At 64.7% G+C, this 23125-nt stretch carries 20 protein-coding genes; 8 read left to right on the top strand and 12 right to left on the bottom strand.

The features are described from left to right. Positions 1 to 17: 17 nt before the first annotated feature. Positions 18 to 1037 carry a proline racemase family protein gene (locus AC1D2L_RS09530; protein WP_476845621.1) on the bottom strand — a complete coding sequence of 340 codons (1020 nt, stop codon included), beginning with the start codon at positions 1035 to 1037 and terminating at the stop codon, positions 18 to 20. Between the two features lie 19 nt (positions 1038 to 1056). Further along, positions 1057 to 2232 carry a fumarylacetoacetate hydrolase family protein gene (locus AC1D2L_RS09525; protein WP_476845620.1) on the bottom strand — a complete coding sequence of 392 codons (1176 nt, stop codon included), beginning with the start codon at positions 2230 to 2232 and terminating at the stop codon, positions 1057 to 1059. Between the two features lie 202 nt (positions 2233 to 2434). Between AC1D2L_RS09525 and ugpB the strand changes: the two genes are divergently transcribed. The 5 genes from ugpB (at position 2435) to AC1D2L_RS09500 (ending at position 7545) form a co-directional block, all read left to right on the top strand. Beyond that, entirely contained in the window at positions 2435 to 3757 is a 1323-nt protein-coding gene (ugpB, locus tag AC1D2L_RS09520) for a sn-glycerol-3-phosphate ABC transporter substrate-binding protein UgpB (protein ID WP_476845619.1), read from the top strand. A gap of 166 nt (positions 3758 to 3923) precedes the next feature. Beyond that, positions 3924 to 4805: a sn-glycerol-3-phosphate ABC transporter permease UgpA gene (ugpA, locus tag AC1D2L_RS09515; RefSeq protein WP_476845618.1), complete on the top strand. Its 882-nt coding sequence runs from the start codon at positions 3924 to 3926 to the stop codon at positions 4803 to 4805. Between the two features lie 46 nt (positions 4806 to 4851). Then, positions 4852 to 5610 (top strand): creatininase family protein, encoded by a 759-nt coding sequence (locus tag AC1D2L_RS09510; protein WP_476845617.1) that lies wholly within the window; start codon positions 4852 to 4854, stop codon positions 5608 to 5610. Beyond that, entirely contained in the window at positions 5610 to 6458 is an 849-nt protein-coding gene (gene ugpE / locus AC1D2L_RS09505) for a sn-glycerol-3-phosphate ABC transporter permease UgpE (protein ID WP_476845616.1), read from the top strand. The genes AC1D2L_RS09510 and ugpE overlap by 1 nt, the downstream gene beginning before the upstream one ends. 7 nt (positions 6459 to 6465) lie before the next feature. Continuing rightward, positions 6466 to 7545: a sn-glycerol-3-phosphate import ATP-binding protein UgpC gene (locus AC1D2L_RS09500; RefSeq protein WP_476845615.1), complete on the top strand. Its 1080-nt coding sequence runs from the start codon at positions 6466 to 6468 to the stop codon at positions 7543 to 7545. Between the two features lie 99 nt (positions 7546 to 7644). Here the strand turns inward: AC1D2L_RS09500 and AC1D2L_RS09495 are convergent, their stop codons facing one another. The 5 genes from AC1D2L_RS09495 to AC1D2L_RS09475 all read right to left on the bottom strand — a co-directional run bounded on the left by AC1D2L_RS09495 (position 7645) and on the right by AC1D2L_RS09475 (position 13342). Next, the gene (locus tag AC1D2L_RS09495; RefSeq protein ID WP_476845614.1) at positions 7645 to 8286 is read right to left on the bottom strand and encodes a thioredoxin family protein; all 642 of its coding nucleotides are present in this window, start codon (positions 8284 to 8286) and stop codon (positions 7645 to 7647) included. A gap of 22 nt (positions 8287 to 8308) precedes the next feature. Beyond that, positions 8309 to 10525 (bottom strand): protein-disulfide reductase DsbD family protein, encoded by a 2217-nt coding sequence (locus AC1D2L_RS09490; RefSeq protein ID WP_476845613.1) that lies wholly within the window; start codon positions 10523 to 10525, stop codon positions 8309 to 8311. Positions 10526 to 10671: 146 nt separating this feature from the next. Beyond that, the gene (locus AC1D2L_RS09485) at positions 10672 to 11436 is read right to left on the bottom strand and encodes an ABC transporter ATP-binding protein (protein WP_476845612.1); all 765 of its coding nucleotides are present in this window, start codon (positions 11434 to 11436) and stop codon (positions 10672 to 10674) included. Further along, entirely contained in the window at positions 11424 to 12176 is a 753-nt protein-coding gene (locus AC1D2L_RS09480) for an ABC transporter permease (protein WP_476845611.1), read from the bottom strand. The genes AC1D2L_RS09485 and AC1D2L_RS09480 overlap by 13 nt, the downstream gene beginning before the upstream one ends. Positions 12177 to 12316: 140 nt before the next feature. Continuing rightward, complete coding sequence (locus AC1D2L_RS09475; protein WP_476845610.1) at positions 12317 to 13342, bottom strand: ABC transporter substrate-binding protein; 1026 nt, start codon at positions 13340 to 13342, stop codon at positions 12317 to 12319. Positions 13343 to 13503: 161 nt separating this feature from the next. On the opposite strand from AC1D2L_RS09475, the gene AC1D2L_RS09470 reads away from it, so the two are divergent. Next, positions 13504 to 13971 (top strand): Lrp/AsnC family transcriptional regulator, encoded by a 468-nt coding sequence (locus tag AC1D2L_RS09470; protein WP_476845609.1) that lies wholly within the window; start codon positions 13504 to 13506, stop codon positions 13969 to 13971. Between the two features lie 133 nt (positions 13972 to 14104). Here the strand turns inward: AC1D2L_RS09470 and AC1D2L_RS09465 are convergent, their stop codons facing one another. The 3 genes from AC1D2L_RS09465 to AC1D2L_RS09455 are packed head-to-tail and all read right to left on the bottom strand — an operon-like array spanning position 14105 to position 16847. Continuing rightward, entirely contained in the window at positions 14105 to 14860 is a 756-nt protein-coding gene (locus AC1D2L_RS09465) for an SDR family NAD(P)-dependent oxidoreductase (RefSeq protein ID WP_476845608.1), read from the bottom strand. Further along, entirely contained in the window at positions 14833 to 15870 is a 1038-nt protein-coding gene (locus tag AC1D2L_RS09460; protein WP_476845607.1) for a ketopantoate reductase family protein, read from the bottom strand. Before AC1D2L_RS09460 ends, AC1D2L_RS09465 begins: the two co-directional genes overlap by 28 nt. Positions 15871 to 15896: 26 nt before the next feature. Next, positions 15897 to 16847, bottom strand: a complete 951-nt coding sequence (locus AC1D2L_RS09455) for an isoaspartyl peptidase/L-asparaginase family protein (RefSeq protein WP_476845606.1) — start codon at positions 16845 to 16847, stop codon at positions 15897 to 15899. A 254-nt stretch (positions 16848 to 17101) separates the two neighbouring features. Here AC1D2L_RS09455 and AC1D2L_RS09450 point away from each other — a divergent pair, with 254 nt between their 5' ends. Beyond that, positions 17102 to 17386: a hypothetical protein gene (locus AC1D2L_RS09450; RefSeq protein ID WP_476845605.1), complete on the top strand. Its 285-nt coding sequence runs from the start codon at positions 17102 to 17104 to the stop codon at positions 17384 to 17386. A gap of 1160 nt (positions 17387 to 18546) precedes the next feature. On the opposite strand, the gene AC1D2L_RS09445 is transcribed toward AC1D2L_RS09450, so the two are convergent. After that, positions 18547 to 18759 carry a hypothetical protein gene (locus AC1D2L_RS09445; protein WP_476845604.1) on the bottom strand — a complete coding sequence of 71 codons (213 nt, stop codon included), beginning with the start codon at positions 18757 to 18759 and terminating at the stop codon, positions 18547 to 18549. 79 nt (positions 18760 to 18838) lie between these two features. On the opposite strand from AC1D2L_RS09445, the gene AC1D2L_RS09440 reads away from it, so the two are divergent. Further along, positions 18839 to 20383: an anti-phage dCTP deaminase gene (locus AC1D2L_RS09440; protein ID WP_476845603.1), complete on the top strand. Its 1545-nt coding sequence runs from the start codon at positions 18839 to 18841 to the stop codon at positions 20381 to 20383. A gap of 14 nt (positions 20384 to 20397) precedes the next feature. On the opposite strand, the gene uvrB is transcribed toward AC1D2L_RS09440, so the two are convergent. Beyond that, entirely contained in the window at positions 20398 to 23097 is a 2700-nt protein-coding gene (uvrB, locus tag AC1D2L_RS09435) for an excinuclease ABC subunit UvrB (RefSeq protein ID WP_476845602.1), read from the bottom strand. Between the last annotated feature and the right edge of the window lie 28 nt (positions 23098 to 23125).

The raw sequence follows: 23125 nt of genomic DNA, 5'->3' as shown, positions 1-23125 counted from the left end.
GATCAGCCTACCGCCCGTCAGCCGCGAGCAATCTCGGCAAATCGCGTCGGCAGCGAGAAACCGAGGCCGAGCGGATCATCGGCCTCGAGCGTAAAGGTGCCCTCGCCGGCAAAATGGCTGGTGCCACCCACGGCGACTGTCACTGCGTCATCGGCGGGAAACGCAGCGGGAGCGATGACGCGCCCCGAAAAGGTACCGCCGGTGATGCTGCGAAACAGCCGGGTCTGGGCGGCTTCGAGCAGGCCCTTGGCGTGGTCGAGCACCATCCGTGCGGTGACGCCCGAACCGGTCGGAGACCGATCGATCTGCCGCTCGGCGAAGACACAGAGATTGAAACTCGTCTCCTGCGGCCCGGCCTCGTCGGTGACGATCGTACCGTAGAGAAAGCCCAGATCAGGCTCAGTCGGATGGCTGATCGCGTGTCCCGCACGCACCGCATCGGTGAGTGCGCCGGCAGCCGCAACGATCTCCGACACCGGGGTCGCGAACAGATCTAGCCCCAAGGCCGAGGCCGGCAGGATGCAGTAGAAGGCGCCGCCATAGGCGATGTCTGTGACGACCCTGCCCAGGCCGGGGACAGCGACCACGAGATCGCGGGCATTGACGAAAGCCGGCACGCTTTCGAAGACGACCTGCCCGACCTTGCCGCCCTCGACCGCGCAGGCCAGGCGCACGAGCCCGCACGGCGCCTCGATTGCAAACCGCGTCACCGGCTCGACGGCGGGCACCAGCCCATGCTCGACGGCATAGCGGCCAAGCGCGATGGTCGCGTGGCCGCACATCGTCGAATAGCCCTCGTTATGCGTAAACAGCACGCCGAAGGCGGCCTCGGGATGCGACGCCGCCACGGGGATGACGCCGTACATGCCGGCGTGCCCGCGCGGCTCCAGCATCATGGCGCGACGCAGATGATCGTGGTTGTCGCGGGCATCCCGGCGCTTCTCCAGGATCGTCGCGCCGGCGAGTTCGGGATAGCCCGCAGTGACGATGCGCACAGGCTCGCCGCAGGTGTGATAATCGAGATAGCTCAGGCGCATCGCGTCGCTCCGCGCAGCGTCAGAGCAGGCCGCGCCTGGCGAGGCTGCGCATGAGATGCGAGGCGCCGAAGGTCCAGGGTTCGCATTCGTCGGTGCGGCGCATGCGGTTGACCAGCGCGCCGAGCTCGGGCGCAGCGATCGTGACGATGTCGCCGTATTTGTGGGTGAAGCCGCCGCCGACGGTGTCGCGATCCTTGATCGGCGCGAACATGGTGCCGAGATAGAGCGCCGCCCCGTCCGGATACTGGTGATGCGGGCCGATCATCTGCGCCGCGAGATCGGCGGGGTCGCGGCTGATCTTTGCGATCGAGGAGGAGCCTTCGAGCTTGAAGCCATCCTCACCCTCGACCGTCAGCGTGACCGTGGTGTTGCGGACATGGTCGAGCGTGAAGCCGGCATCGAACAGGCGGATAAAGGGGCCGACCGCAGCAGCGGCGTTGTTGTCCTTGGCCTTGCCGAGCAGCAGGGCGGAGCGACCCTCGACATCGCGCAGATTGACGTCGTTGCCCAGGCTCGCGCCGACGATGCGGCCGTCGGAAGCAACGATCAGGACAATCTCGGGCTCGGGGTTGTTCCAGGTCGAGGACGGGTGCAGGCCGGCGTCGAAGCCGGTGCCGACCGAGGACATCGGCGGCGCCTTGGTGAAGATCTCGGCGTCCGGCCCGATGCCGACCTCGAGATACTGGCTCCAGGCGCCCTGCTTGATCAGGACGTCCTTGAGGTGCATCGCCTCGGGCGAGCCGGGCTTGAGCTTGGAAAGATCGTCGCCGATGAGTTTGCCGATCTCCTCACGGATCGCAACAGCAGCTGCAGGATTTCCGCGCGCCTTCTCCTCGATGACCCGCTCCAGCATGGAGACCGCGAAGGTGACACCGGCCGCCTTCACCGCCTGGAGATCGAGCGGCGAAAGCAGCCAGGGCTTTGTCGCATCGCGGCCGTCGATGGGCGTGTTGGCCAGGATGGCGGCCAGCGAGCCTACCGCCTGTCCGCCGGCCGCCTTCAGCGCGGCGGCGGGATCGGCGGCTTCGCAGAGATCGCGGCTCGTCGCGAAAGTCGCCGTGATGTCGACGAGCTGCCCGTCACGCAGCGCGACCACAGCGGGGCCCGCGACATCCGGCAGACAGACGCGGCCGACGAGCGCAGCGCTCCCGGCATCCGATGGCAGGGTGTTCTGGGGCGTCAGGGCGAATGTCATCGTCGGGATCCATCGGACAGCAGCAACTGGGCTGCGGAGAACAGCCGCTTCCGGCCGATTGCGCAAGTACCCATAGGAGAGGATGTCGATCCCGGGATGTGTCATCCTTTTGTCGTTGAAGCGTCACCTGTGCTTCATGCTAGCTTGCGCACCAACGACAACAGCCACCCCCTTTGTCTTCCAGGGTGGAAGGGAGAAGCAGATGACCGTGAAATCGACGATCCGGCTGTCCGTAGCCGCCTTAGCGCTTGCTGCAGCCGCCCCCGCCATAGCGCAGACCGAGATCCAGTGGTGGCATGCGCTGACAGGCGCCAACAACGATGTCGTGGTGAAGCTGGCCGAGGATTTCAACGCCTCGCAGAAAGAGTACAAGGTCGTTCCGGCCTATAAGGGCTCCTATCCCGACACGCTGAACGCCGGCATCGCCGCCTTCCGCGCCGGCACCGCCCCGCACATCCTCCAGGTCTTCGAAGTCGGCACCGGCACGATGATGTCGGCCAAGGGCGCCGTGAAGCCCGTCTTCGAACTGATGAAGGAAGCCGGCGAAACCTTCGACCCCAAGGCCTATCTGCCGGCGATCACCGGCTACTATTCCACGGCCAAGGGCGACATGCTCTCGATGCCCTTCAACTCGTCCTCGATGGTGATGTGGTACAACAAGGACGCCTTCAAGAAGGCGGGCCTGAACCCCGACGCACCGCCCAAGACCTGGCCGGAGGTGTTCGAAGCCGGCAAGAAGCTCAAGGCCGCGGGCTGGGACAAATGCGGCTTCACCAATGCCTGGGCGACCTGGGCGAACATCGAGCAGTTCGGCGCCTGGCACAACATCCCGATTGCCACCAAGGCCAACGGGCTCGACGGCTTTGACGCCGTGCTGAACTTCAACAGCCCGCTCTTCGTCAAGCACCTGACCAATCTGGTCGAGCTGCAGAAGGACAAGACCTACGACTATTCCGGCCGGACCAATAATGGCGAGGGCCGCTTCACCTCGGGCGAATGCCCGATCATGCTGACCTCCTCGGGCTTCTTCGGCAACGTCAAGGCGAACGCCAAGTTCGACTGGGCCAATGCGACGATGCCGTATTATCCCGAGGCCGCGGGCGCGCCGCAGAACTCGATCATCGGCGGCGCCTCGCTGTGGGTGATGGGCGGCAAGAAGGCCGAGGAATACAAGGGCGTGGCCAAGTTCTTCACCTTCCTGTCCAACGTCGACCGCCAGGTGAAGCTGCACACGGAATCCGGCTACCTGCCGATCACCAAGGCCGCTTACGAGAAGGTCAAGGCGTCGGGCTTCTACAAGGACAAGCCCTATCTCGAGACCCCGATCCTCGAGCTCAACAACAAGGAGCCGACGGAGAATTCGCGCGGCCTGCGCTTCGGCAGCCTGGTCCAGATCCGCGACATCTGGTCTGAGGAAATCGAGGCCGCGCTGAACGGCCAGAAGCCTCCTAAGGCTGCGCTGGACGCCGCCGTCGAGCGTGGCAACCAGATGCTGCGCCAGTTCGAGCGGACCGCCTCGCGCTGAGCGTTTTCATCACCTTCGCGTCATCCTGGGCGACCGCAGGTCGTCCCGGGATCCATCGTAGAGCATCGTCTCTGCCATATGATGGATCCCGGCCTGCAGCCAGGATGACGATGAGGATATCCCGGCCGTCGAATTCTTCCCGGCGGCATGCCGAGACAGCGACACCATGCAGAAGAACGCCTATTTCAGCGGTCTGACGATCCCCCTGCTCCTGCTGCTGCCGCAGCTGGCGATCACGGTCGTGTTCTTCTACTGGCCGGCGATCCAGGCCGTCTGGCAGAGCTTCCTGCTTCAGGATGCGTTCGGCACTTCGACCGAATTCGTCTGGTTCGAGAATTACGCCGCCCTGTTCGCCGACCCCGGCTACTACAAGGCGCTGAAGAACACCGCGATCTTTTCCAGCGTGGTCTGCGTGCTGTCGCTGTCAATCGCTCTGCTTTTCGCGGTCATGGCGGATCGTCAGCTCCGCGGCGCCGAGGTCTACAAGACGTTGCTGATCTGGCCCTATGCGGTGGCGCCCGCCGTGGCCGGCGTGCTCTGGATCTTCATGTTCGACCCGTCGCTGGGGATGCTGGCGCGCGGTCTTGGCCGGCTCGGCATCGCCTGGAACCCTCGCCTCAACGGCAATGACGCCATGACGCTGGTGATCCTCGCCGCGACGTGGAAGCAGATCAGCTACAATTTCCTGTTCTTCCTCGCCGGGCTGCAATCGATCCCCAAGAGCGTGATCGAGGCCGCCGTGATCGACGGCGCCAAGCCGATGCGCCGGTTCTGGACGATCATCTTCCCGCTGCTCTCGCCGACCACCTTCTTCCTGCTGGTCGTCAACATCGTCTACGTCTTCTTCGATACCTTCGGCATCATCGACACCATCACCGGCGGCGGGCCTTCCGGCGCGACGGAAACGCTGGTCTACAAGGTCTTCTCGGATGGCAAGGGCGGCTCCAATCTCGGCGGATCGGCGGCCCAGTCGGTCGTTCTGCTGGTGATGGTCATCGCGCTGACGGCGGTGCAGTTCCGCTTTATCGAGCGCAAGGTGAGCTACTGATGCGGCCCTCCTTCGCGACCACTGCCCAGCACCAAGGTTTCAGACGATGACGTCCGTACTCTGGCTCGAACTCACTGCCGAAGAGCTGCGCGCGAAGGCCGCGGCCGACACGATCGTCGTGCTGCCCGTCGGCTCGGTCGAGCAGCACGGCCCGCATCTGCCTGTCGGCGTCGACACCATCCTGACCGGCGCCGTCTGCAAGGCTGCGGCCGAGCGCGTCGGTGACGGGTCGGTGGTGGTGGCGCCGACGCTGTGGTGCGGCATGGCCGAGCATCACATGCCGTTCGGAGGAACCTTCACCTTCGACATCCCGACCTACCGCGCCGTGCTGCTGTCTTTCCTCAAGAGCATCGAGCGTCACGGCTTCCGCCGCGTGCTCATCGTCAACGGCCATGGCGGCAACACCAATGCCCTGCAGGCCTTTCTGCCCGACTTCTCGCGCGAGACCGATCTCGCCATCATGGCCTGCACCTATTTCGACATGGCTGCTGACGCCATCACCTCGAGTCTCGATGACCAGACCCGCATGATGCATGCCTGCGAGGTCGAGACATCGCTGATGATGGCGGTGGCTCCGGATCTCGTTCGCACTGCGCGACTGCCCGATGCCCATGACCACCTGGCTCCCGAGGCCCGCAAGAAGGGCCGCTCATCTGTCGCGCGGCACAGGTCCTATCGCGAGAAGACTCAGTCGGGCGTCTCAGGCGATGCCCGCCGCGCCAGCCCCGGCAAGGGGGAGGCGATCGTCGAGGCCTGCGCCGAGACGCTGGCGAACTGGCTGCGCAAGAGGGAGGTCTGGAGCTGATGGTCGAGGACCGCCGCCTGGGCGATGCGATCGCCTACATCATCCTGACGATCGGCGTGCTGATCGTCGCCTTCCCGGTCTGGCTGACCTTCGTCGCCTCGACCTGGGACGCCGCGACGATCATCAACGGTGAGCTGCCACTCTGGCCGGGCCCGTATTTCCTCGAGAACTACAACCGGGTGCTGTTCATCGGCACGTCGGGCACCACGCGCGAGCCGGTGCTGGGCATGATGCTGAACTCATTCATCATGGCGATGGCGATCGCGCTGGGAAAGATCTTCATCTCGGTGCTCTCGGCCTACGCGGTGGTCTACTACCGCTTTCCGTTCCGGATGACCGCGTTCTGGATCATCTTCGTGACGCTGATGCTGCCGGTCGAGGTGCGCATCTTCCCGACCTTCAAGGTCGTTTCCGACCTGAACATGCTCGACACCTATCAGGGCCTGGCCGTGCCGCTGATCGCCTCGGCGACCGGCACGCTGCTGTTCCGGCAGTTCTTCATGACGATCCCCGACGAGTTGCTCGAGGCCTCGCGCATCGATGCCGCCGGGCCGTTCCGCTTCTTCAAGGACACGGTGATCCCGCTCTCGATCACCACGATCGCAGCGCTGTTCGTGATCCAGTTCATCTATGGCTGGAACCAGTATCTCTGGCCGCTGCTGGTGACGACGAAGGACTCGATGCAGACCATCGTCATCGCCATCAAGAAGATGATCGTCACCTCCGACGCCCTCACCGAATGGCAGCTCGCCATGGCCACCGCCATGCTGGCGATGCTGCCGCCGGTCGCGGTTGTCATCCTGATGCAGAGGCTCTTCGTGAAGGGCCTGGTCGAAACCGAGAAGTAGCGCGCATATGGCTCAGGTTACGCTCAAGGACGTCAAGAAGGTCTATTTCGGCGGCGTCGAGGCGGTCAAAGGCGTGTCCTTCGACATTCCCGATGGCGGCTTCTGCGTGCTCGTCGGCCCGTCGGGCTGCGGCAAGTCCACGCTTCTGCGCATGGTGGCGGGTCTGGAGACAATCTCGGCCGGCGAGGTCTCGATCGGCGAGCGCGTCGTCAACCAGATCGGGCCGGCCGAGCGCGACATCGCCATGGTGTTCCAGAATTACGCGCTCTATCCGCATATGAGCGTCTACGACAACATGGCCTATGGGCTGCGCAACCTCGGCACGCCCAAGGACGAGATCGACAAGCGCGTGAAGGAAGCCGCGCGCATCCTCGCCATCGAGGCGCTGCTCGACCGGCGCCCGAAACAACTCTCGGGTGGACAGCGCCAGCGCGTCGCCATGGGCCGCGCCATCGTCCGCAAGCCGCAGGTCTTCCTGTTCGACGAGCCGCTCTCCAACCTCGATGCCAAGCTGCGCGTGCAGATGCGCGTCGAGATCAAGAAGCTGCAGCGCTCGCTCGGCGTCACCGCGATCTACGTCACCCACGACCAGGTCGAGGCGATGACGCTGTCGGACAAGCTGGTGGTGATGAATGGCGGCCGGGTCGAGCAGATCGGCCTACCCGCGGACGTCTACAAGAAGCCGGCGAGCAAGTTCGTCGCGACCTTCATCGGCTCGCCGCCGATGAACATCCTGCCGGGCCTGATCGACGGGCCGGGCATCGTGGCGCTCGGCGACGCCATCCTCGAAGCCCACGACCTGCGCGAGGACCTGCCCTCGGGCGCGACGGTCGAGGTCGGCCTGCGACCGGAGGACGTGGAACTCTCGTCCGAAGACGAGGCCGGGGCGCTGCCCTTCGACGTCGAGTTCATCGAGGAGCTCGGCGCGACGCAGCTCTTCCATGGCCAGCTTGCAGGCCTGCCCTTTGTGATGCAGGCGGCGACGGACACGGTCGCGGCGCAGGCCGGCCGAATCTGGATCACCGTCGATCCGCACCGCGTGCATGTGTTCGACGTCGAGACGGGCGCGCGGCTGGGGCGGGTGTAGCGTTTCGGCGTCGTTCTCGGGCGGAGCGAAGCGCAGACCCGAGAGCCTCTGGCAGGAGATGCTCGGGTCTAGCCCGAGCATGACGGCGGTCTGATCGCCTCAGCTCACAGGCGCGTATTTCACCACGCAGCCATAGGCCTTGGTCGCAGCTTCCGAGATCGGCTTGCCCGCCTTCAGCTCCGCGATGGCCTGGCGGACGTAGCTCTTTGCGCCGTTGAGGCTGGATGCGCTGGCGGAGGGCTTGTCGTCGATCGCGCCCATATAGGCGAGCGTGCCCTTGGGATCGATGACGTACATATGCGGCGTCGTCTGTGCGCCATAGGCACGGGCGACCTTGCTGTTGGGGTCGAGCAGGATGCCGGCGGGCGCAGCGTCGCGCTTGGCGGACAATTCCTTTGCCTGCGCGGGCGAGACATGGCCCTGCTCACCCACCGGCGAGGAGATTACCGAGAGCCAGACGATGCCTTCCTTCGCCATGTCCTTCTGCAGGGTCTGCATGGTGGCGGAGTTGTAGTGCTTCCGGACATAGGGACAGTCGTGATTTGTCCATTCGAGGATCACCGTCTTGCCGGCGAATTCCTTGAGGCTGCGGGTCTTGCCGTCGACATCCACCGCCTGGAAGGCGGGTGCCGGCGCACCGACCTTGGCGGCACTCTGGGCCAGAGCTGCGGCGGAGGTGAATGACAGGCCGGCAAGCGCGAGGCCGGCGATGACGCTTTGTCTGGTCAGCAGGACTTTCACGGGGACGTCTCCTTCTGGCTGGTCATCGAGTCTGATGGAGGGCGGTCTTCAGGGCCTTGCCGGCGGCGCGCTGCGCGGCCTGGACAAGCATATCCGGCGTCAGCAATTGCGGCAGGATCTCGGCCTGCCCGCCCTTGGTGGCGGGGTAGAACAGATATAACGGCACGCCGGCCCGGCCCTGCTCGGCGAGCGCCTGCGCGATCTCAGCATTGCGGTTGGTCCAGTCGGCCTTGAGATAGGCCACGCCAAGCTGCGCGAAGGTGTCCTTGACCTCCTGCCGCGAGAGCGCGACGCGTTCATTGGCGAGGCAGGTGATGCACCAGGCCGCGGTGAAATTGACGAAGACCGGCTTGCCCTGCGCCTGCAACGCCGCGACGCGCTCCGGCGTCCAGGCCTGGACATCGCCCGCGCGGGCCTCGCTGGCGACGCTGGGCACGGCGTTGCGAACCACGAGCCAGCCTGTGCCGAGCGTCACTAGGATCGCGACGGCTGATGTCGCCAGTCGCGCGCGACCCCGCCCGACACCCAGCAGCCAGAGCACGAAGCCCGCGGCGAGGATGGCCGCCAGCGCGACGAGCACGCCATCGGGACCGGTCTGCACCGAGGCGACCCAGACCAGCCAGATCGCGGTCGCAAACATCGGGAAAGCGAAGGCCTGCTTCAGCACGACCATCCAGCGGCCCGGCTTGGGCAAGAGCCGCAGTAGCCCCGGCGCGAAGGAGAGCGCCACCACCGGCAGGGCGAAGCCGAGCGCCAGCGCCATGAACACGGCGAGGCCGACTACCGGCGGCTGCGCCACCGCAAAGCCCATCGCCGCCCCCATGAAGGGCGCGGTGCAGGGCGTCGCCACAACCACGGCCAGCGCGCCGGTCATGAAGGCTCCGAGACGCCCTCCCCGCCCGGCGAGATCGTGGCCAATGCCGCCAGCCGAGGTGCCTACCTCGAAGGCGCCGAGCAGGTTGAAGCCGATCAGCGTCATAACCACCGCGAGCCCGATCACCACGGGCGGCGACTGCAACTGGTATCCCCAGCCGATGCTGGAGCCGAGCAACGACGCACCGATGACGACGCTTGCGAGCACCATGAAGGTCGCCAGCACGCCGCACAGGAACAGCAGCCCCTGTTCGCGAACCTCGGCGCGGCTGGCGCGCGCGATCTGGACGAAGCCGAGCGCCTTGATGAACAGCACCGGCAGCACGCAGGGCATCAGGTTGAGGATCAGCCCGCCGGCAAAGGCGAAGGCGAGCGCCGCCCAGAGCGTGAGGTTGGCGCCTTCCGGCGGCAGCGGGATCCGCACCACGGCCGGGCTTGCGGCCGGCGCATCGGTAGCCGCCGCCGCCACCAGCGCAGGCTCGGCCTCGGCCGTCACGGCCAGCGACCGGGGCAGCCCTGCATCCTTGAAGGTCAGCACGCCAGCGACCTCGCTGGACGGCAGCTTGAACGCTCCGGAGCGCGTGAGCCTCAGCGTGGTGCCGACGCCGTCGGCCGTCGCCGGTTGGGGCGCGGCGTGCTCGATCAGCGTGTCGGAATAGGGGAAAAAGCGGATATCGCTCGCGCCGCTGCCAAGCCCCGGAAGCACCAGGGCGAGCGACTCGCCATCGGCCTTGAGGCTGCCCTTGAAGGCGGCGGGTTGCGGAAGCGCTGCACGCGCGCCGTCGATGCGCGCCTGCGCGGCTTCATCAACCACGCTGGTGGCGGCGATGGGCAGGTCGAGCGCAAACGCGCCCTCCTCGGGAATGCAGATTTTTTCGCAGACCAGCCAGGTGCCGTTGGCCTTGAGGCTGAGCGTCTCGCCGGGCTTGGCATCGGCTGGGACCGTGATCTCGACGGGCAGCAGAACCGTGCCCTCGAAGCCGAAATTGACCAGCGGCTCGACCCGGATCGCCTTGGGTGCCGGCCACTGGATGTCGCCGGCGGAGGTCCTTGCGGGCAGCGTCCAGTCGAGGCGGGTGGCCTCGCCGGAATCACCGGGGTTTTGCCAATAGGTATGCCATTTCGGCGCGATCTTCTGGACCAGCGCCACCTGGAAACGCTCGCCGGGCTGCACCGCATCGCGACTGGAAAGCAGCGCCGCCGTGACGCGCGGGGTCGAGACAGGGCTCGTCTCGGCCGCCGTGGCCAGTCCCGGCACAAGCAGGGCCAGGGCCAGAGCGACCTTCCTCAGAGACGCCGTCCAGAAGCCATCCAACATCGCGCTCGCCACATCCTCCACGGAAACCGCCGTCTCCAGATGGCTCATCGCGCCTTGTAAGGCCAATGACAAGCCAGTGAGGCCTGCGTGACGTCGTCGCCGTCATCGCGAGCGCAGCGAAGCAATCCAGGCAGACCTAGAGAGCTGCCGCCCCTGGATTGCTTCGCTGCGCTCGCAATGACGGGTGTTGCGCTTCAGATCGAGGCGCCGTCAGCGACGACGTCGGCGCCGAGCCCGAGGCGAACGGCGCGCACGATCTTCGCCTCGGCGGCTTCGCCGCGCTTGCGCGGACGGGCAGCGGTAATCCGATGCTCGGCGATGATCTGCCCGGGCGCGCCCGAGAGCACCACGACGCGGTCGGCGAGATAGGCGGCTTCGTCGATGTCATGGGTGACGAAGAGCACGGTCTTGCCGGTGCGCTGCCAGACGCGGATCAACTCGTCCTGCAGGGTCTCGCGGGTGAGCGCGTCCAGCGCCGAGAACGGCTCGTCCATCAGCAGGATCTCCGGCTCGACCGCCAGCGCGCGGGCCAGCGAGACGCGCTGGCGCTGCCCGCCCGAAAGCTGATGCGGCCAGCGCTGCGCCAGATTGCCCAGACCGACGAGATCGAGCATCTCCTGCGACTTGGCCAGCCGCCCTGCACGCGGGACCTGCCCTTCGAGTCCAAAGCCGACATTGGAGACGACCTTGCGCCAGGGCAGCAGGCGCGAATCCTGGAACACCAGCGCCACCGGCCGACGGGTCTCGTCGCGGGCGTTGATCACGACCTCGCCGCCGCTGGGCCTCGCCAGATCGGCAATGACGCGCAGCAGAGTCGACTTGCCGACGCCCGAGGGGCCGACGATGGCCAGGAACTCGCCGCGCTTCACGCTGAGGTCGAGCTTGTGCAGGACCTCGGTCTGCTCGCCGTCGCGGGTGAACGTCAGCGACAGGCCCTTGATCTCGATCACGCTTTCCATCGCAGCACCCATTTCTGAACCGCGACGAAGAGCGTATCGAGCAGGCCGTAGAGCGCAGCCATCGTCAGCATGTAGACCACGACGATATCGGTCGCGAGCAGGCTGGAGGCCTGCATCATGCGCTGGCCGACCCCGGCGACGCCAAAAATCTCGGCTGCGACCACCGCCATCCAGGCCTGGCCGAGAGCCGTGCGCACGCCCACCAGGATGCCCGGCATCGCGGCGGGCAGCAGGATCTTCACCAGACGCTGGAGCGGCGAGCGGAAACCGAAGGCGTCCGCGACCTCGATCAGGTCTCGGTCGACGCCGCGCACCGCGCCCTGCGCCGCGAAGAAGACGATCCAGAACACCGCGATCGCGATGATGAATACGGCGGCGGACGGATTGACGCCGAACCAGATGATCGCGAAGGGCACCCAGGCGAGGCCCGGGATCGGCCGCAGTACGCGCACCACCCAGGCCGTCGCCTCCTCGGCGCTGCGCCACATGCCGACGATGACGCCCAGCAGGACGCCGAGCGCCGTGCCGGTGAACAGGCCAACGAAATAGTGCCAGAGCGAGCCCAGGATCGCGGTCGACCAGGCGCCGGAGGTCACCTCACGCCAGAACGCCTTTGGCAAGACGCTCGGCGGCGGCAGGAAGGCCGGGTTGACCAGCCCGAAATACGGCACGGCTTCCCACAGGAGCAGGAAAGCGACCAGGCCGGCGAAAGCGAGGGCCGTGGCCCGGAGGGAGTTCAAGATCACTTATCCGCGGTGGTTACGTGGTGGCTCCGTCATTGCAGCGTAGCGAAGCAATCCAGGGGGACGTCGAGCTCGTCCGCCTCTGGATTGCTTCGCTACGCTCGCAACGACGGACCGGTTGTAGCTGCCGATGCGCCTCAGCCACCAGCCTTGAGCGCGCGCTCGAAATACTGCGTCTCGAACAGGCCGTCGAAGGGCAGTTCCTTCTCCAGCGAGCCGAGCTTGACCTGATAGGCCTGCATCGCACGCGAGGGCTCGATGATCTTGCGCGGATCGATCTCGAACTTGCTCGCCGGCGAGACCAGCGCCTTCTGGATCAACTCGGGATCGACGATGCCCTTGCCAAGCGCCGCGCCGACATGAGGTGCTGCCTTTGCAGGCGATTTGGCGATCAGGTCGGCACCCGTGATCAGGGCCTCCACCAGCTTCTGCACGGCCTCGGGGTTCTTGGTCGCGAAGGCGCCGGTGACGGCGACGACCGTGCCGGGCTGGCCCGGGAAGACCTCCTCGCCGCCTGCGATCAGCTTGATCTGCGGATTGCGGCTCTGGAGGATGGTCAAAGCGGGCTCGCGGACGCTGCCGCCGTCGACTGCGTTGGCCAAGATCGCCTGCTGGGTCGCGTCGATGCCCATCGGCACGATCTCGACATCGGCTTTGTCGACCTTGGCGACCTCCCAGAGCCAGTATTGCAGCGTCGTGTTGGGCACCGATCCCGCAGGCTGCGTGGCCAGCCGGGCCGGCTTGCCGCTGGCGGCGCGGAACGCCTTGAAGGCCGCTGCCGCGCTGATACCAGTGGTGAAGTGCTTCGACAGCGCGGGCGCGGCGACGACGACGTTCTCGCCGACGGCGGTTGCCGCCACAACGCGGACATCGATGCCGCGCGAGCGTGCCACGGCAAGCGGCGCAACGCCGGCGATGTAGATGTCGAGCGTTCCCGAGGCCAGTGCCTGGATCATGTTAGGGCCGGATTCGAAGGCCGTGGTCGTGATCTCGAGGCCCGCCTGCTTCAGCAACCCCGCGCCCTGCGCCACGAAGAACGGCGCGGTGCCCACGACCGGGATGAAGCCGGCGCGGGCCGTGACTGTCTGCGCAGACGCCAGACGCGGCAGCAGCGGCGTGGCCAAAAGCGCGGTGCCCGCGATCAGTAACTGGCGGCGATCCATCGATCAAATCCCTCGTCAACGGCAGTGCGAAAACACGCCCATTGACAGATTGAGAAAAGGATTTTCTATCTGAATGCAAGTCGCCCGGGTCAATAAGAATATTATTCCATTCCCGCAGATGTCAGCGACGGCTTTCTTCTATCTTGAATGGGACTAAGAGAATGGATGCGATCGACCGCAAGATCCTGACCGTGCTGCAGAACGACTCCAACATCTCGATCGCCGAACTGGCCGATCGTGTGGGGCTCTCGCAGACGCCGTGCTGGAAGCGCATCCAGCGTCTCGAACAGTCCGGCGTGATCGTGAAGCGCGTCGCGCTGGTTGCGCCCGAGAAGATCGGGCTCGGCCTGACCGTCTTCGTCCAGATCGAGACATCCGACCATTCCGGGCCGTGGCTCGACAAGTTCGCCCAGAACGTCTCGGCCATGCCCGAGGTGATGGAGTTCTACCGGATGGCCGGCGATGTCGACTACATGCTGCGCGTCGTAGTCGCCGACATGTCGGCCTATGACACCTTCTACAAGCGGCTGATCGAGACGATCCCGCTCAAGAACGTGACCTCGCGTTTCGCGATGGAGCGGATCAAGTCGACCACCGCCTATCGCGTGCCGGACCTGCCGAAGGTTTGAGCGTCTAGCGCCTGATCCTCAGTCGTCATCCCGGCTGCAGCGAGGCGTGACGCCGGGATCCATCGCGGGGCGCTACGCTATACGATGGATCCCGGGACGACCTTCGGTCGCCCAGGATGACGACGGAGCAGACTTAAGACCGCCCGCCATCGACAGAGAGGATCTGCCCGGTGATCCAGCTCGCCTGCTCGCTCAGGAAGAAGAGCGTTGCGGCGGCGATGTCGTCGGCCGTGCCGAGCCGGCGGGTGTGGATACCCTCGACCATGCGCTTCTGGCCTTCGGGGCCGTAGCTCTCCCATTGCCGCTCGCTCGCAGGATTGGAGCGCACGAAGCCCGGCGCGACCGAGTTCACCGTGATGCCATGCGGCCCGAACTCCCAGGCGAGCTGCTTGGTCAGCCCGACGAGCGCGTGCTTGGCGCTGGCATAGGCCTGGATGCCGGTGAGGCTCGGGCGCAGGCCCGCGCCCGACGAGATCGCGACGATGCGGCCATAGCCGGACTGCTTCATCACCGGCGCGGCGGCCTGGGCGAGGAAGAAGGCGGCATCGACATTGGCGGCAAAGATCACGCGCCAGTCGGTCTCCGAGATCTCCTCGATGGCGCGTCCGACCTGGCCGCGTACGCCGCCGGCTGCATGAACCAGCAGATCGAGCTTGCCGCTCTGCGCGACGATGTCGGTGATCAGCGCCTGCGCTGCCTCGGGCGAGCCGAGATCGGCCACATGCGCGGTCGCGCCGAGGCTGCTGGCTGTGGCGGCAACGCCGTCGGCGTCGATGTCGGCGAGATGCACCGTGGCGCCGGCTGCGACGAGCGCGGTGGCGATGGCGCGGCCGAGGCCCTGGGCTGCACCGGTGACGAGGGCTACGCGGGTGTCGAAGCGGATTTGCATTGGTCGATCAGCACTTTCAGGGTGGCGAAGGAGAGTGGGCGCGTGCCGTCCTCGATCTCGTGGATCAGGGCGACCAGGTGCTCGAGTGTCGGCGTGGCAACGCCGCTTTCGCGGCCGAGCTTGCCGATTATGCCGATCTGCGGATCGACCTCGGTCTTGCGCTTGCGGACCGCGAGGTCGCGGTGGATGCCGGAATGGGTTTTTGCGCTCTGCGAGGTGTAGTCGGCGAGCCAGGCAATGGTCTCGACCTGCGGGCCCTCGGGGCGGCCCGGCGCGAACACCATCGGATCGAACTGGCCAAAGCCCAGCGAGGTGATGCCCCGCGCCGCCGCGACCGCGCCGACCTCGCGGCCCAGCGCCAGCCAGACCGGACGGCGCTGCGGATCGGCGAAGTTCGCGGTCATGGATTCGCCCGTCAGCGCCGTGCCGAACAGCATCGCGCCATAGGCGAGCTTGCCCCAGAGATAGCCCCAGATGTTGTCGGTCAGCACGGAATCCGCATCGAAACGCTTGAGCAGCTCGAACATCGCCTCGACGCGCGGCGTCGTGCTGCCATCAAGTTCGCCGACGACCACCGCGCCGCGATTACCGTAGAGGATCTCGCCCGGCCCGTGCCAGTCGGCGCCGAAATTGACGAAGCAGCCCATGGTGCGGGCCTCGCCGACATGGCGTGCGATCGTCAGCTCGTTGAGGCCGTTCTGGGCCGAGAGCACATAGCCGTCCTCGGCCAGATGCGGCTTCAGCGCTTCGAGCGCGGCCTCGGTCGCGCCGGCCTTCACCGCCAGCACGATGCGGCTGTAGGTTCCGGTCAGTTCGGCTGGCGTCACCGCCGGGATGACCTGGCGGAATTCCTCGATCGGGCCGGTGATCGCCAGCCCGGTCGTGCGGCAGGCCTCGACATGCTCGGGCACGATGTCGACCAGCAGCACTGGAATTCCTGCGCGCGCCCAGTAGGCGCCCAGCGTGCCGCCGATGGCGCCTGCGCCCCAGATCAGGATGGGTTCGGCCATGCTCGTGTCCCCGGTCTTGTCCGTGCTCATGCCTGCCCCGCAATCTCGACTTCCGCATGGGTCGCGACATGGACGAGCCCGTCGGCGCTGACCCAGCCACGATACATGCCTTGCGTATTGAAGGGCGCAACCGCCTCGCCCTCGGCCCCGACGGCGACGAGGCCGGCGCCGATCCTGTAGCCCGAGAGCTCTGCCAGCACCGTGTCGGTCGCCTCTTTCAGGCTCAGGCCCTTATAGGCGATCAGCGACGCGATCTCGTGGCCGACGCAGTGGCGGATGAAGACCTCGCCCTTGCCGGTGCCCGAGACGGCGCAGCGCCCATCGCGCGCATAGGTGCCCGCGCCGATGATCGGGGAATCGCCGATGCGCCCGACCGGCTTGTTGGTGTAGCCGCCCGTCGAGGTCGCGGCCGCGAGATGGCCGTTGCTGTCGCGCGCCACCGCGCCGACCGTCCCGTGCTTCTCGGCCTCGCTGGCGCTCGCGGCCGAGCCGACGAGCTCGCGGATCTTCATCGAGGACAGGTTCCTGCGCCGACGCTCCGTCGAGAAATATTCGTTCTCGACCATTTCCAGCCCTTCATGCTCGGCAAAGCTGTCGCCGCCCGCGCCGCAGAGCAGCAGCGGATCGCCGCGCAGCATCAGCGCCTTGGCCGCCGACACCGGGTTCTTGATATGCTTGACGCCGCAGAGCGCGCCGGCCGCCAGCGTCGCGCCATCCATGATCGCGACGTCGAGCTCGTGCTCGCCATCGGCGTTGAAGGCCGCGCCATGGCCGGCGTTGAACTGGTCGGAATCCTCCATGACCCGCACCGCCGCCTCGACCGCGTCGACCGCCGAGCCGCCCTTCTTCAGGATCGCCCAGCCGGCCCGCAGCGAGGCCGCGAGATCGGCCCGGCCCTTGGCCCATTCGGCCTCGGACAATTCCGCCTTGGGCAGCGTGCCACAACCGCCATGGATGGCGAGAGCGATGGTCGACATGGAGCGATATCCCCGCAGTGAAATCGCGTAGTTCCGTATGGAACGAACGCTGCGCGATTTTGTGCGTGGATTCTTCCGCCGAGTCGAGTGCGCGGGCGGCGCGGCCGGGCTGATTCCGGTGCAGATGCTGCTGCGACCGCAGCGCGGCGCGCGACGAATCCTGCCGCCAGATGAACGGGAGCCGACGGCTTCGTTCAGGTCCCGTTGCGCTCGCTCCTGCTCTAGTGCGGCATGAAGTCAACAGGGAGACCGTCATGCGTCACATTCTGATCGCCGCCGCCCTCGCGCTGGGCGCCGCCATCACGCCCGCCGCGGCCAGCGAAGCCTATTCGGGAGCGAAGGGCCTCGACACGCTCGAGGTCACCTATACCCGCCACAACCGCGAGCATCGCATGTGGGAGATCCAGCGCACGCAGGAGATGCAGCGTCGCGGAGGCTACGGTCATCGCGGCTACGGCTATGGCCGCCATCACGGCCCGCCGCCCCATGCCCGCGCCTATGGCCGTCGCGATCGCGACCGCTACTACAACCGCTACTGAGTTCTTCGCTCAGCGAGAGGGCCCGGCCGAAAGGCCGGGCCCTTTTTCGTGCGTGGAGTTCGACCGGGCCCGGACATGGTTTTTCGCCCGCCCGCGCCAGCGGCGCGGCGGATTTGCAAGTGAGGGGCAGCGGAGCGCCGCGAGGCGCGAGGTCAGTGATCCGCAACCTGTAAGCCCGGCTGCGGCGCGGAGGGATTGAGCCACCCTCCGCACGCCCCGTGGCGCTCCGCCTGTCGGCGATTTGACGATCCCGGGCCGCGCTTATCGGGCGGGGCGGTGCAGGTCTTGCGGCGTTCGACACCAGTTTGCCCAGGGGCTCATCATGTCGTTGTCCAGCAAAACCCTTGCCGCCGGGCCGTCCAGCGAGCTCCTCGCGCAGGGGCCGTAATACCCCCAGGGCGGTTCCCGAAACCTCCCGGGGCCGGGGTGCAAGCCCGGCCGCAGGCGCCGCCCCCGCCCCCGCCAACGGCTTGCCTCCGGATGGCTGCCCCTCGGGAACGAGGTGCCGGCACTATGGCCGCGCCGCACAAGGCCGGGGACAAGTTTTTTGCTGCAGCCGTGACGCCTCGTCCCGTCTCCCCTCGCGGGAGACGGGTTTTGCGTCGAGTTTCGTCATGCTCGGGCTTGACCCGAGCATCTCATGACCAGAGGTCCGGCGCCTCATCCTGCCTGAGAGTCTCGGCTCTGCGCTTCGCTGCGCCCGAGAATGACGCGCGCTCTCTCACTCTCCCTCAGTGCAGACGTGTCTCGGCAGGGCCGGTTGAGGGCGTGCGCTGTCCGAGGACGTCTCGACGGCTTCAGCCCCCGCAGCCCTCATCCTGAGGAGCCAGTCCGCAGGGCTGGCGTCTCGAAGGATGCTCCAGGTCCCGCGCCCGCTGGACCATCCTTCGAGACGCCGCTGCGCAGCTCCTCAGGATGAGGGCTGGTGGTTGGGCGATGCCAGGGAACCGCAACGCCTCTCTCCTTCTCCCGGATGGGAGACGATGGCGCGGAGCGCCTGATGAGGGAGTAGCGTTTCAGCAGAAGGCGCGACGGCTGCGTTGAGCCTCGAAAATGTCAGGCACACCCTCATCCCTGCCCTTCTCCCATCCGGGAGAAGGGTTCCGCGCCCAGCTAAGATTGGCTCTCAATTCCACTTAAGACCGCAAGCCAGACGGTTTTCATGCTGGCAGCAATCTCTTGACCTCTGCCGCCGCCACCAAGGCGTTTGCGGAATTGATCAGATCGATACAATTTTTCAGCGCCTCATCTGAAATCAAGGTAGGGCCGCGCCGCGACGAAGGCCGAGCCTCCAGCGTGTGCGCCGCCTCACGCCATTGAGCAGTAAGCCAGTCGTTAGACATATCACTTGCCAACGCGTCGCGTCGTTTCATGATGCCTCCTCCCTGCTTGGCGAATCAGACATTAGACTAGCGCCTCGTGGGTTGAAAGCTATAAGGGGGGATCAATCTGTTGAAAAAATCGTTAACAAGTAAAAACTTTGAAAAAATATTTGATCCAGAAATTATAATCGGCTTAGTCGGCCCAATAGGCGTCGATCTTGATATCATAATTGATCAGATACAGACGCAACTTCAATCTGTCAGCTATAAAAGTCACACCATAAAAATCACCGATATTTTGAAATCGCCTCCTTTCTCTATAAAAATCGACGACTCATCGTATTCGAAGCGATATCTATCGCTAATATCGGAAGCAGATCGGATTTGCGTCGACTACGGCTCCGCCGACTTCCTCGCACGCCTTGCGGTTGCAAAAATCCGAGATATTCGTAAATCGATGACCTCAGAGTTCATTAAGCCAGCCTTTGGTAATGCCTTTATTATAAGACAGCTCAAGAGAGAGGCGGAGGTCGATCTTCTTAAAAAAATATATGGGAGGAAATTCGTACTCGTATCTGTCTACCTAAACGAGAATGATAGACGAGAAACCCTAGTTAAAAGAATATTTCAGTACACGGCGACGACTTCTTCTGATCAAGATAACGACAGAGAAGCTATGGATTTAATGACAAAGGACTCCCAAGAAGACAATGAAATACATGGACAAGAAGTCTCTCTAATATTTCATAAAGGCGATGTTTTTGTAGATGGAGCAAATAAATCGGCAATAGAAATAACAATATCGCGTTTTATAAAAGCTTTTTTCGGCCATAACGGAGTCTCTCCCACAAGGATGGAATATGGCATGTACACTGCGGCCGGCGCCTCCTTGCGATCTATAGACTTATCTCGACAGGTCGGGGCTGCGATTTTTTCTTCCCGTGGAGAGGTAATATCGTTAGGTTGCAACGAAGTCCCGAAGGCCTTCGGCGGCACATATTGGGACGATGATGCTCCCAATGGACATCGAGATTTTGAAGAGGGCGTTGACGCTAACCAGCTTCATAAAACAGTTATCATACGCGATCTGATCGAAAGATTAGACAAAGTAGAATTTATTAAAAAAGACAAATTGAATAAACTATTAAAAAATCATGAATTCAGAAAATTCGTCGAATCTGCCCAAATTAAAAATTCTAAAGCTATGGATATTATCGAATTTGGGAGGATGATTCACGCAGAAATGAGTGCTATTTCTGACGCCGCTCGCAACGGAAGCGCAATTCGCGACGGCATATTGTTTTGTACTACGTTTCCCTGTCATATGTGCGCAAAGCACATCGTTGCTTCGGGCATCAGAAAAGTTGTGTTTCTTGAGCCATATCCGAAGAGCTATGCAAAAAAATTGCACTCCGATTCCATAACATTCGAGAAGTCTCAAGCTGATCGAAAAGTTCTTTTTGAGCCGTTTTTAGGAATATCACCAAGAAGGTACCGAGATATTTTTGAAAAATCCAAACGAAAGGATAGCCAAGGTAAACCTCTTGATTGGTATGAAGGTAGGCCCGCACCTCGAGTCGAAGATCGAAGCGCGTCTTATATAGAAATAGAAGACGCTGAAATTCTGCCTAGAAAGTTCTTCGTCAAAAAAACCAGAAGCGCTCCGCCCAGATAGGCACGACTACACATTCATCTCCGCCCCCTTCGCTTCCCACTGCTCTCCCCAGCCCCCACCGGCCGCGACTCCGGCCTCGGCCCCATCTCGTCGAGCGTCGGCTTCTTCGGGCGCGGGCGGGCCAGCGGCTTGCCTTCGCCGCCGCCAAAGTTGTGGGGGCCCATGTCGGCGTCTGTCGGCTTCTTCGCGCGCGTCGGCAGGTTGGCGCTCGCGCCGTAGGAGCGCTCGCCCTTGTATTTGCCGGCCGAGGCCTCGATGTCGCTCTGCCGCGCCAGCGGATCGTCGGAGATGGCGAGCTCGGTTGCCTGCAGGCGCTTGATCTCGTCGCGCAGGCGCGCGGCGGTCTCGAATTCGAGGTCGGCGGCGGCTTCGCGCATGCGCTTTTCGAGATCGGCCAGGGCCGCCTTGAAGTTGTGCCCGGCGGCCGGCGTCGAGAGCCCGGCATCGACCGTGACATGGTCGCGCTCATAGACCGAGCCCAGGATGTCGCCGATGGCGCGCTTGATCGTCTGCGGCGTGATGCCGTGTTCGAGGTTGTAGGCCTCCTGCTTCTCGCGGCGGCGGGCGGTCTCGGCCAGAGCGCGCTCCATCGAGCCGGTGATGTGGTCGGCATAGAGGATGACGCGGCCGTCGACATTGCGGGCGGCGCGGCCGATGGTCTGGATCAATGAGGTCTCGGAGCGCAAAAAGCCCTCCTTGTCGGCGTCGAGAATGGCGACGAAGCCGCATTCGGGGATGTCGAGGCCCTCGCGCAGCAGGTTGATGCCGACCAGCACGTCGAAGGCGCCCAGCCTGAGGTCGCGCAGGATCTCGATGCGCTCGATGGTGTCGATGTCGGAGTGCATGTAGCGCACGCGCACGCCGTTCTCGTGCAGGTATTCGGTGAGGTCCTCGGCCATGCGCTTGGTCAGCACCGTGACCAGCGTGCGATAGCCCTGCGCCGTGACCTCCTTGATCTCGTCGAGGAGGTCGGCGACCTGGTGCTTTGCGGGGCGGATCTCGACCGGCGGGTCGATCAGCCCTGTCGGCCGGATGACCTGCTCGGTGAAGACGCCGCCGGTGCGGTCCATCTCCCAGCTGCCGGGCGTGGCCGAGACATGCACCGATTGCGGGCGCATCGCGTCCCATTCCTCGAAGCGCAGGGGTCGGTTGTCCATGCAGGAGGGCAGGCGAAAACCGTATTCGGCCAGCGTCGCCTTGCGCCGAAAGTCGCCGCGATACATGCCGCCGATCTGCGGCACGGTGACGTGGCTCTCGTCGGTGAAGACCAGCGCATTGTCGGGCAGGTATTCGAACAAAGTCGGCGGCGGCTCGCCCGGCTTGCGGCCGGTGAGATAGCGCGAATAGTTCTCGATGCCGTTGCAGGAGCCCGTGGCCTCGATCATCTCGATGTCGAAGGTGCAGCGCTGGTCGAGCCGCTGCGCCTCGAGATAGCGGCCTGATTTGTTGAGTTCGTCGAGGCGGCCGCGCAGCTCCTCCTTGATCGACTTCACCGCCTGCGTCAGCGTCGGGCGCGGCGTGGTGTAGTGCGAATTGCCGTAGACCTTCACGAATTCGAGGTCGGCGGTCTTCTGGCCGGTCAGCGGATCGAACTCCGAGATCTGCTCGACCTCGTCGCCGAACAGGCCGATGCGCCAGGCGCGGTCCTCATAGTGCGCCGGGAAGAGCTCGATGACATCGCCGCGCACGCGGAAGGAGCCGCGCGCGAAATCGCCCAGCGTGCGCTTGTATTGCAGGGCAACGAGATCGGCGATGAGCTGGCGCTGCTCGATGCGCTCGCCCAGCTTGATGCCGAAGGTCATGGCCGTATAGGTCTCGACCGAGCCGATACCGTAGATGCAGGAGACCGACGCCACGATGATGACGTCGTCGCGCTCCAGCAGCGAGCGCGTGGCCGAGTGGCGCATGCGGTCGATCTGCTCGTTGATGGAGGATTCCTTCTCGATGAAGGTGTCCGAGCGCGGCACATAGGCCTCGGGCTGGTAGTAGTCGTAATAGGAGACGAAGTACTCGACCGCGTTGTCGGGGAAGAAGCTCTTGAACTCGCCATAGAGCTGGGCCGCGAGCGTCTTGTTGGGCGCCAGGATCAGCGCCGGGCGCTGCGTCTGGGCGATGACCTGCGCCATGGTGAAGGTTTTTCCGGAGCCGGTGACGCCGAGCAGGACCTGGTCGCGCTCCTGCCGGCTGATGCCGTCCAGGAGATCGGCGATCGCGGTGGGCTGGTCGCCGGCGGGCTCGAAATCGGACTGCATGCGGAAGCGGATGCCGCCCTCGGACTTGTCGGGGCGCGGCGGCCGATGCGGCGTCCAGGCTTTTCCGGGCTCGATGAAGGGGCTGCCGGTCTCCAGCAGGGTCTGCAGCGACTGCGCGGTCAGGCTCGCGGCGGTCTCGCCCTCGATGCCGTCAAAGGCGGAATCGGCCCTCTTCGTGAGCTTGCGCTTGGGCCTCTCCTCGCCGCCGGGCCGCTCCATGGCATAGCTTTGCTTTGCCTCGTAGCCGGCCTGTGGCGTGTCCTTGAAGCCGGCCGCACCGCCGGGCACCGCATTGCCGCGATTGATCGCCGGGTTGAGCAGGTCGGCGAGATAGCCCTCCAGCGGCTTCAACTCCTGGCGCGACGCCTTCGAATTGGGCGTGCGGGCGCTGGCAGGCTTCTTGGCCGGCTTGGGCTTGCTCGTGGGCTCAGGCTTGGCGGGTGTGTCCGGGCTCTTTGACATGGCCGCAATATGGGGCGGAACCCGCCCG

Source organism: Allobosea sp. P1_B10 (assembly GCF_056406735.1).
Note: the sequence above shows the minus strand (reverse complement) of the source record. Positions and strands in the feature narration are given on the sequence as shown.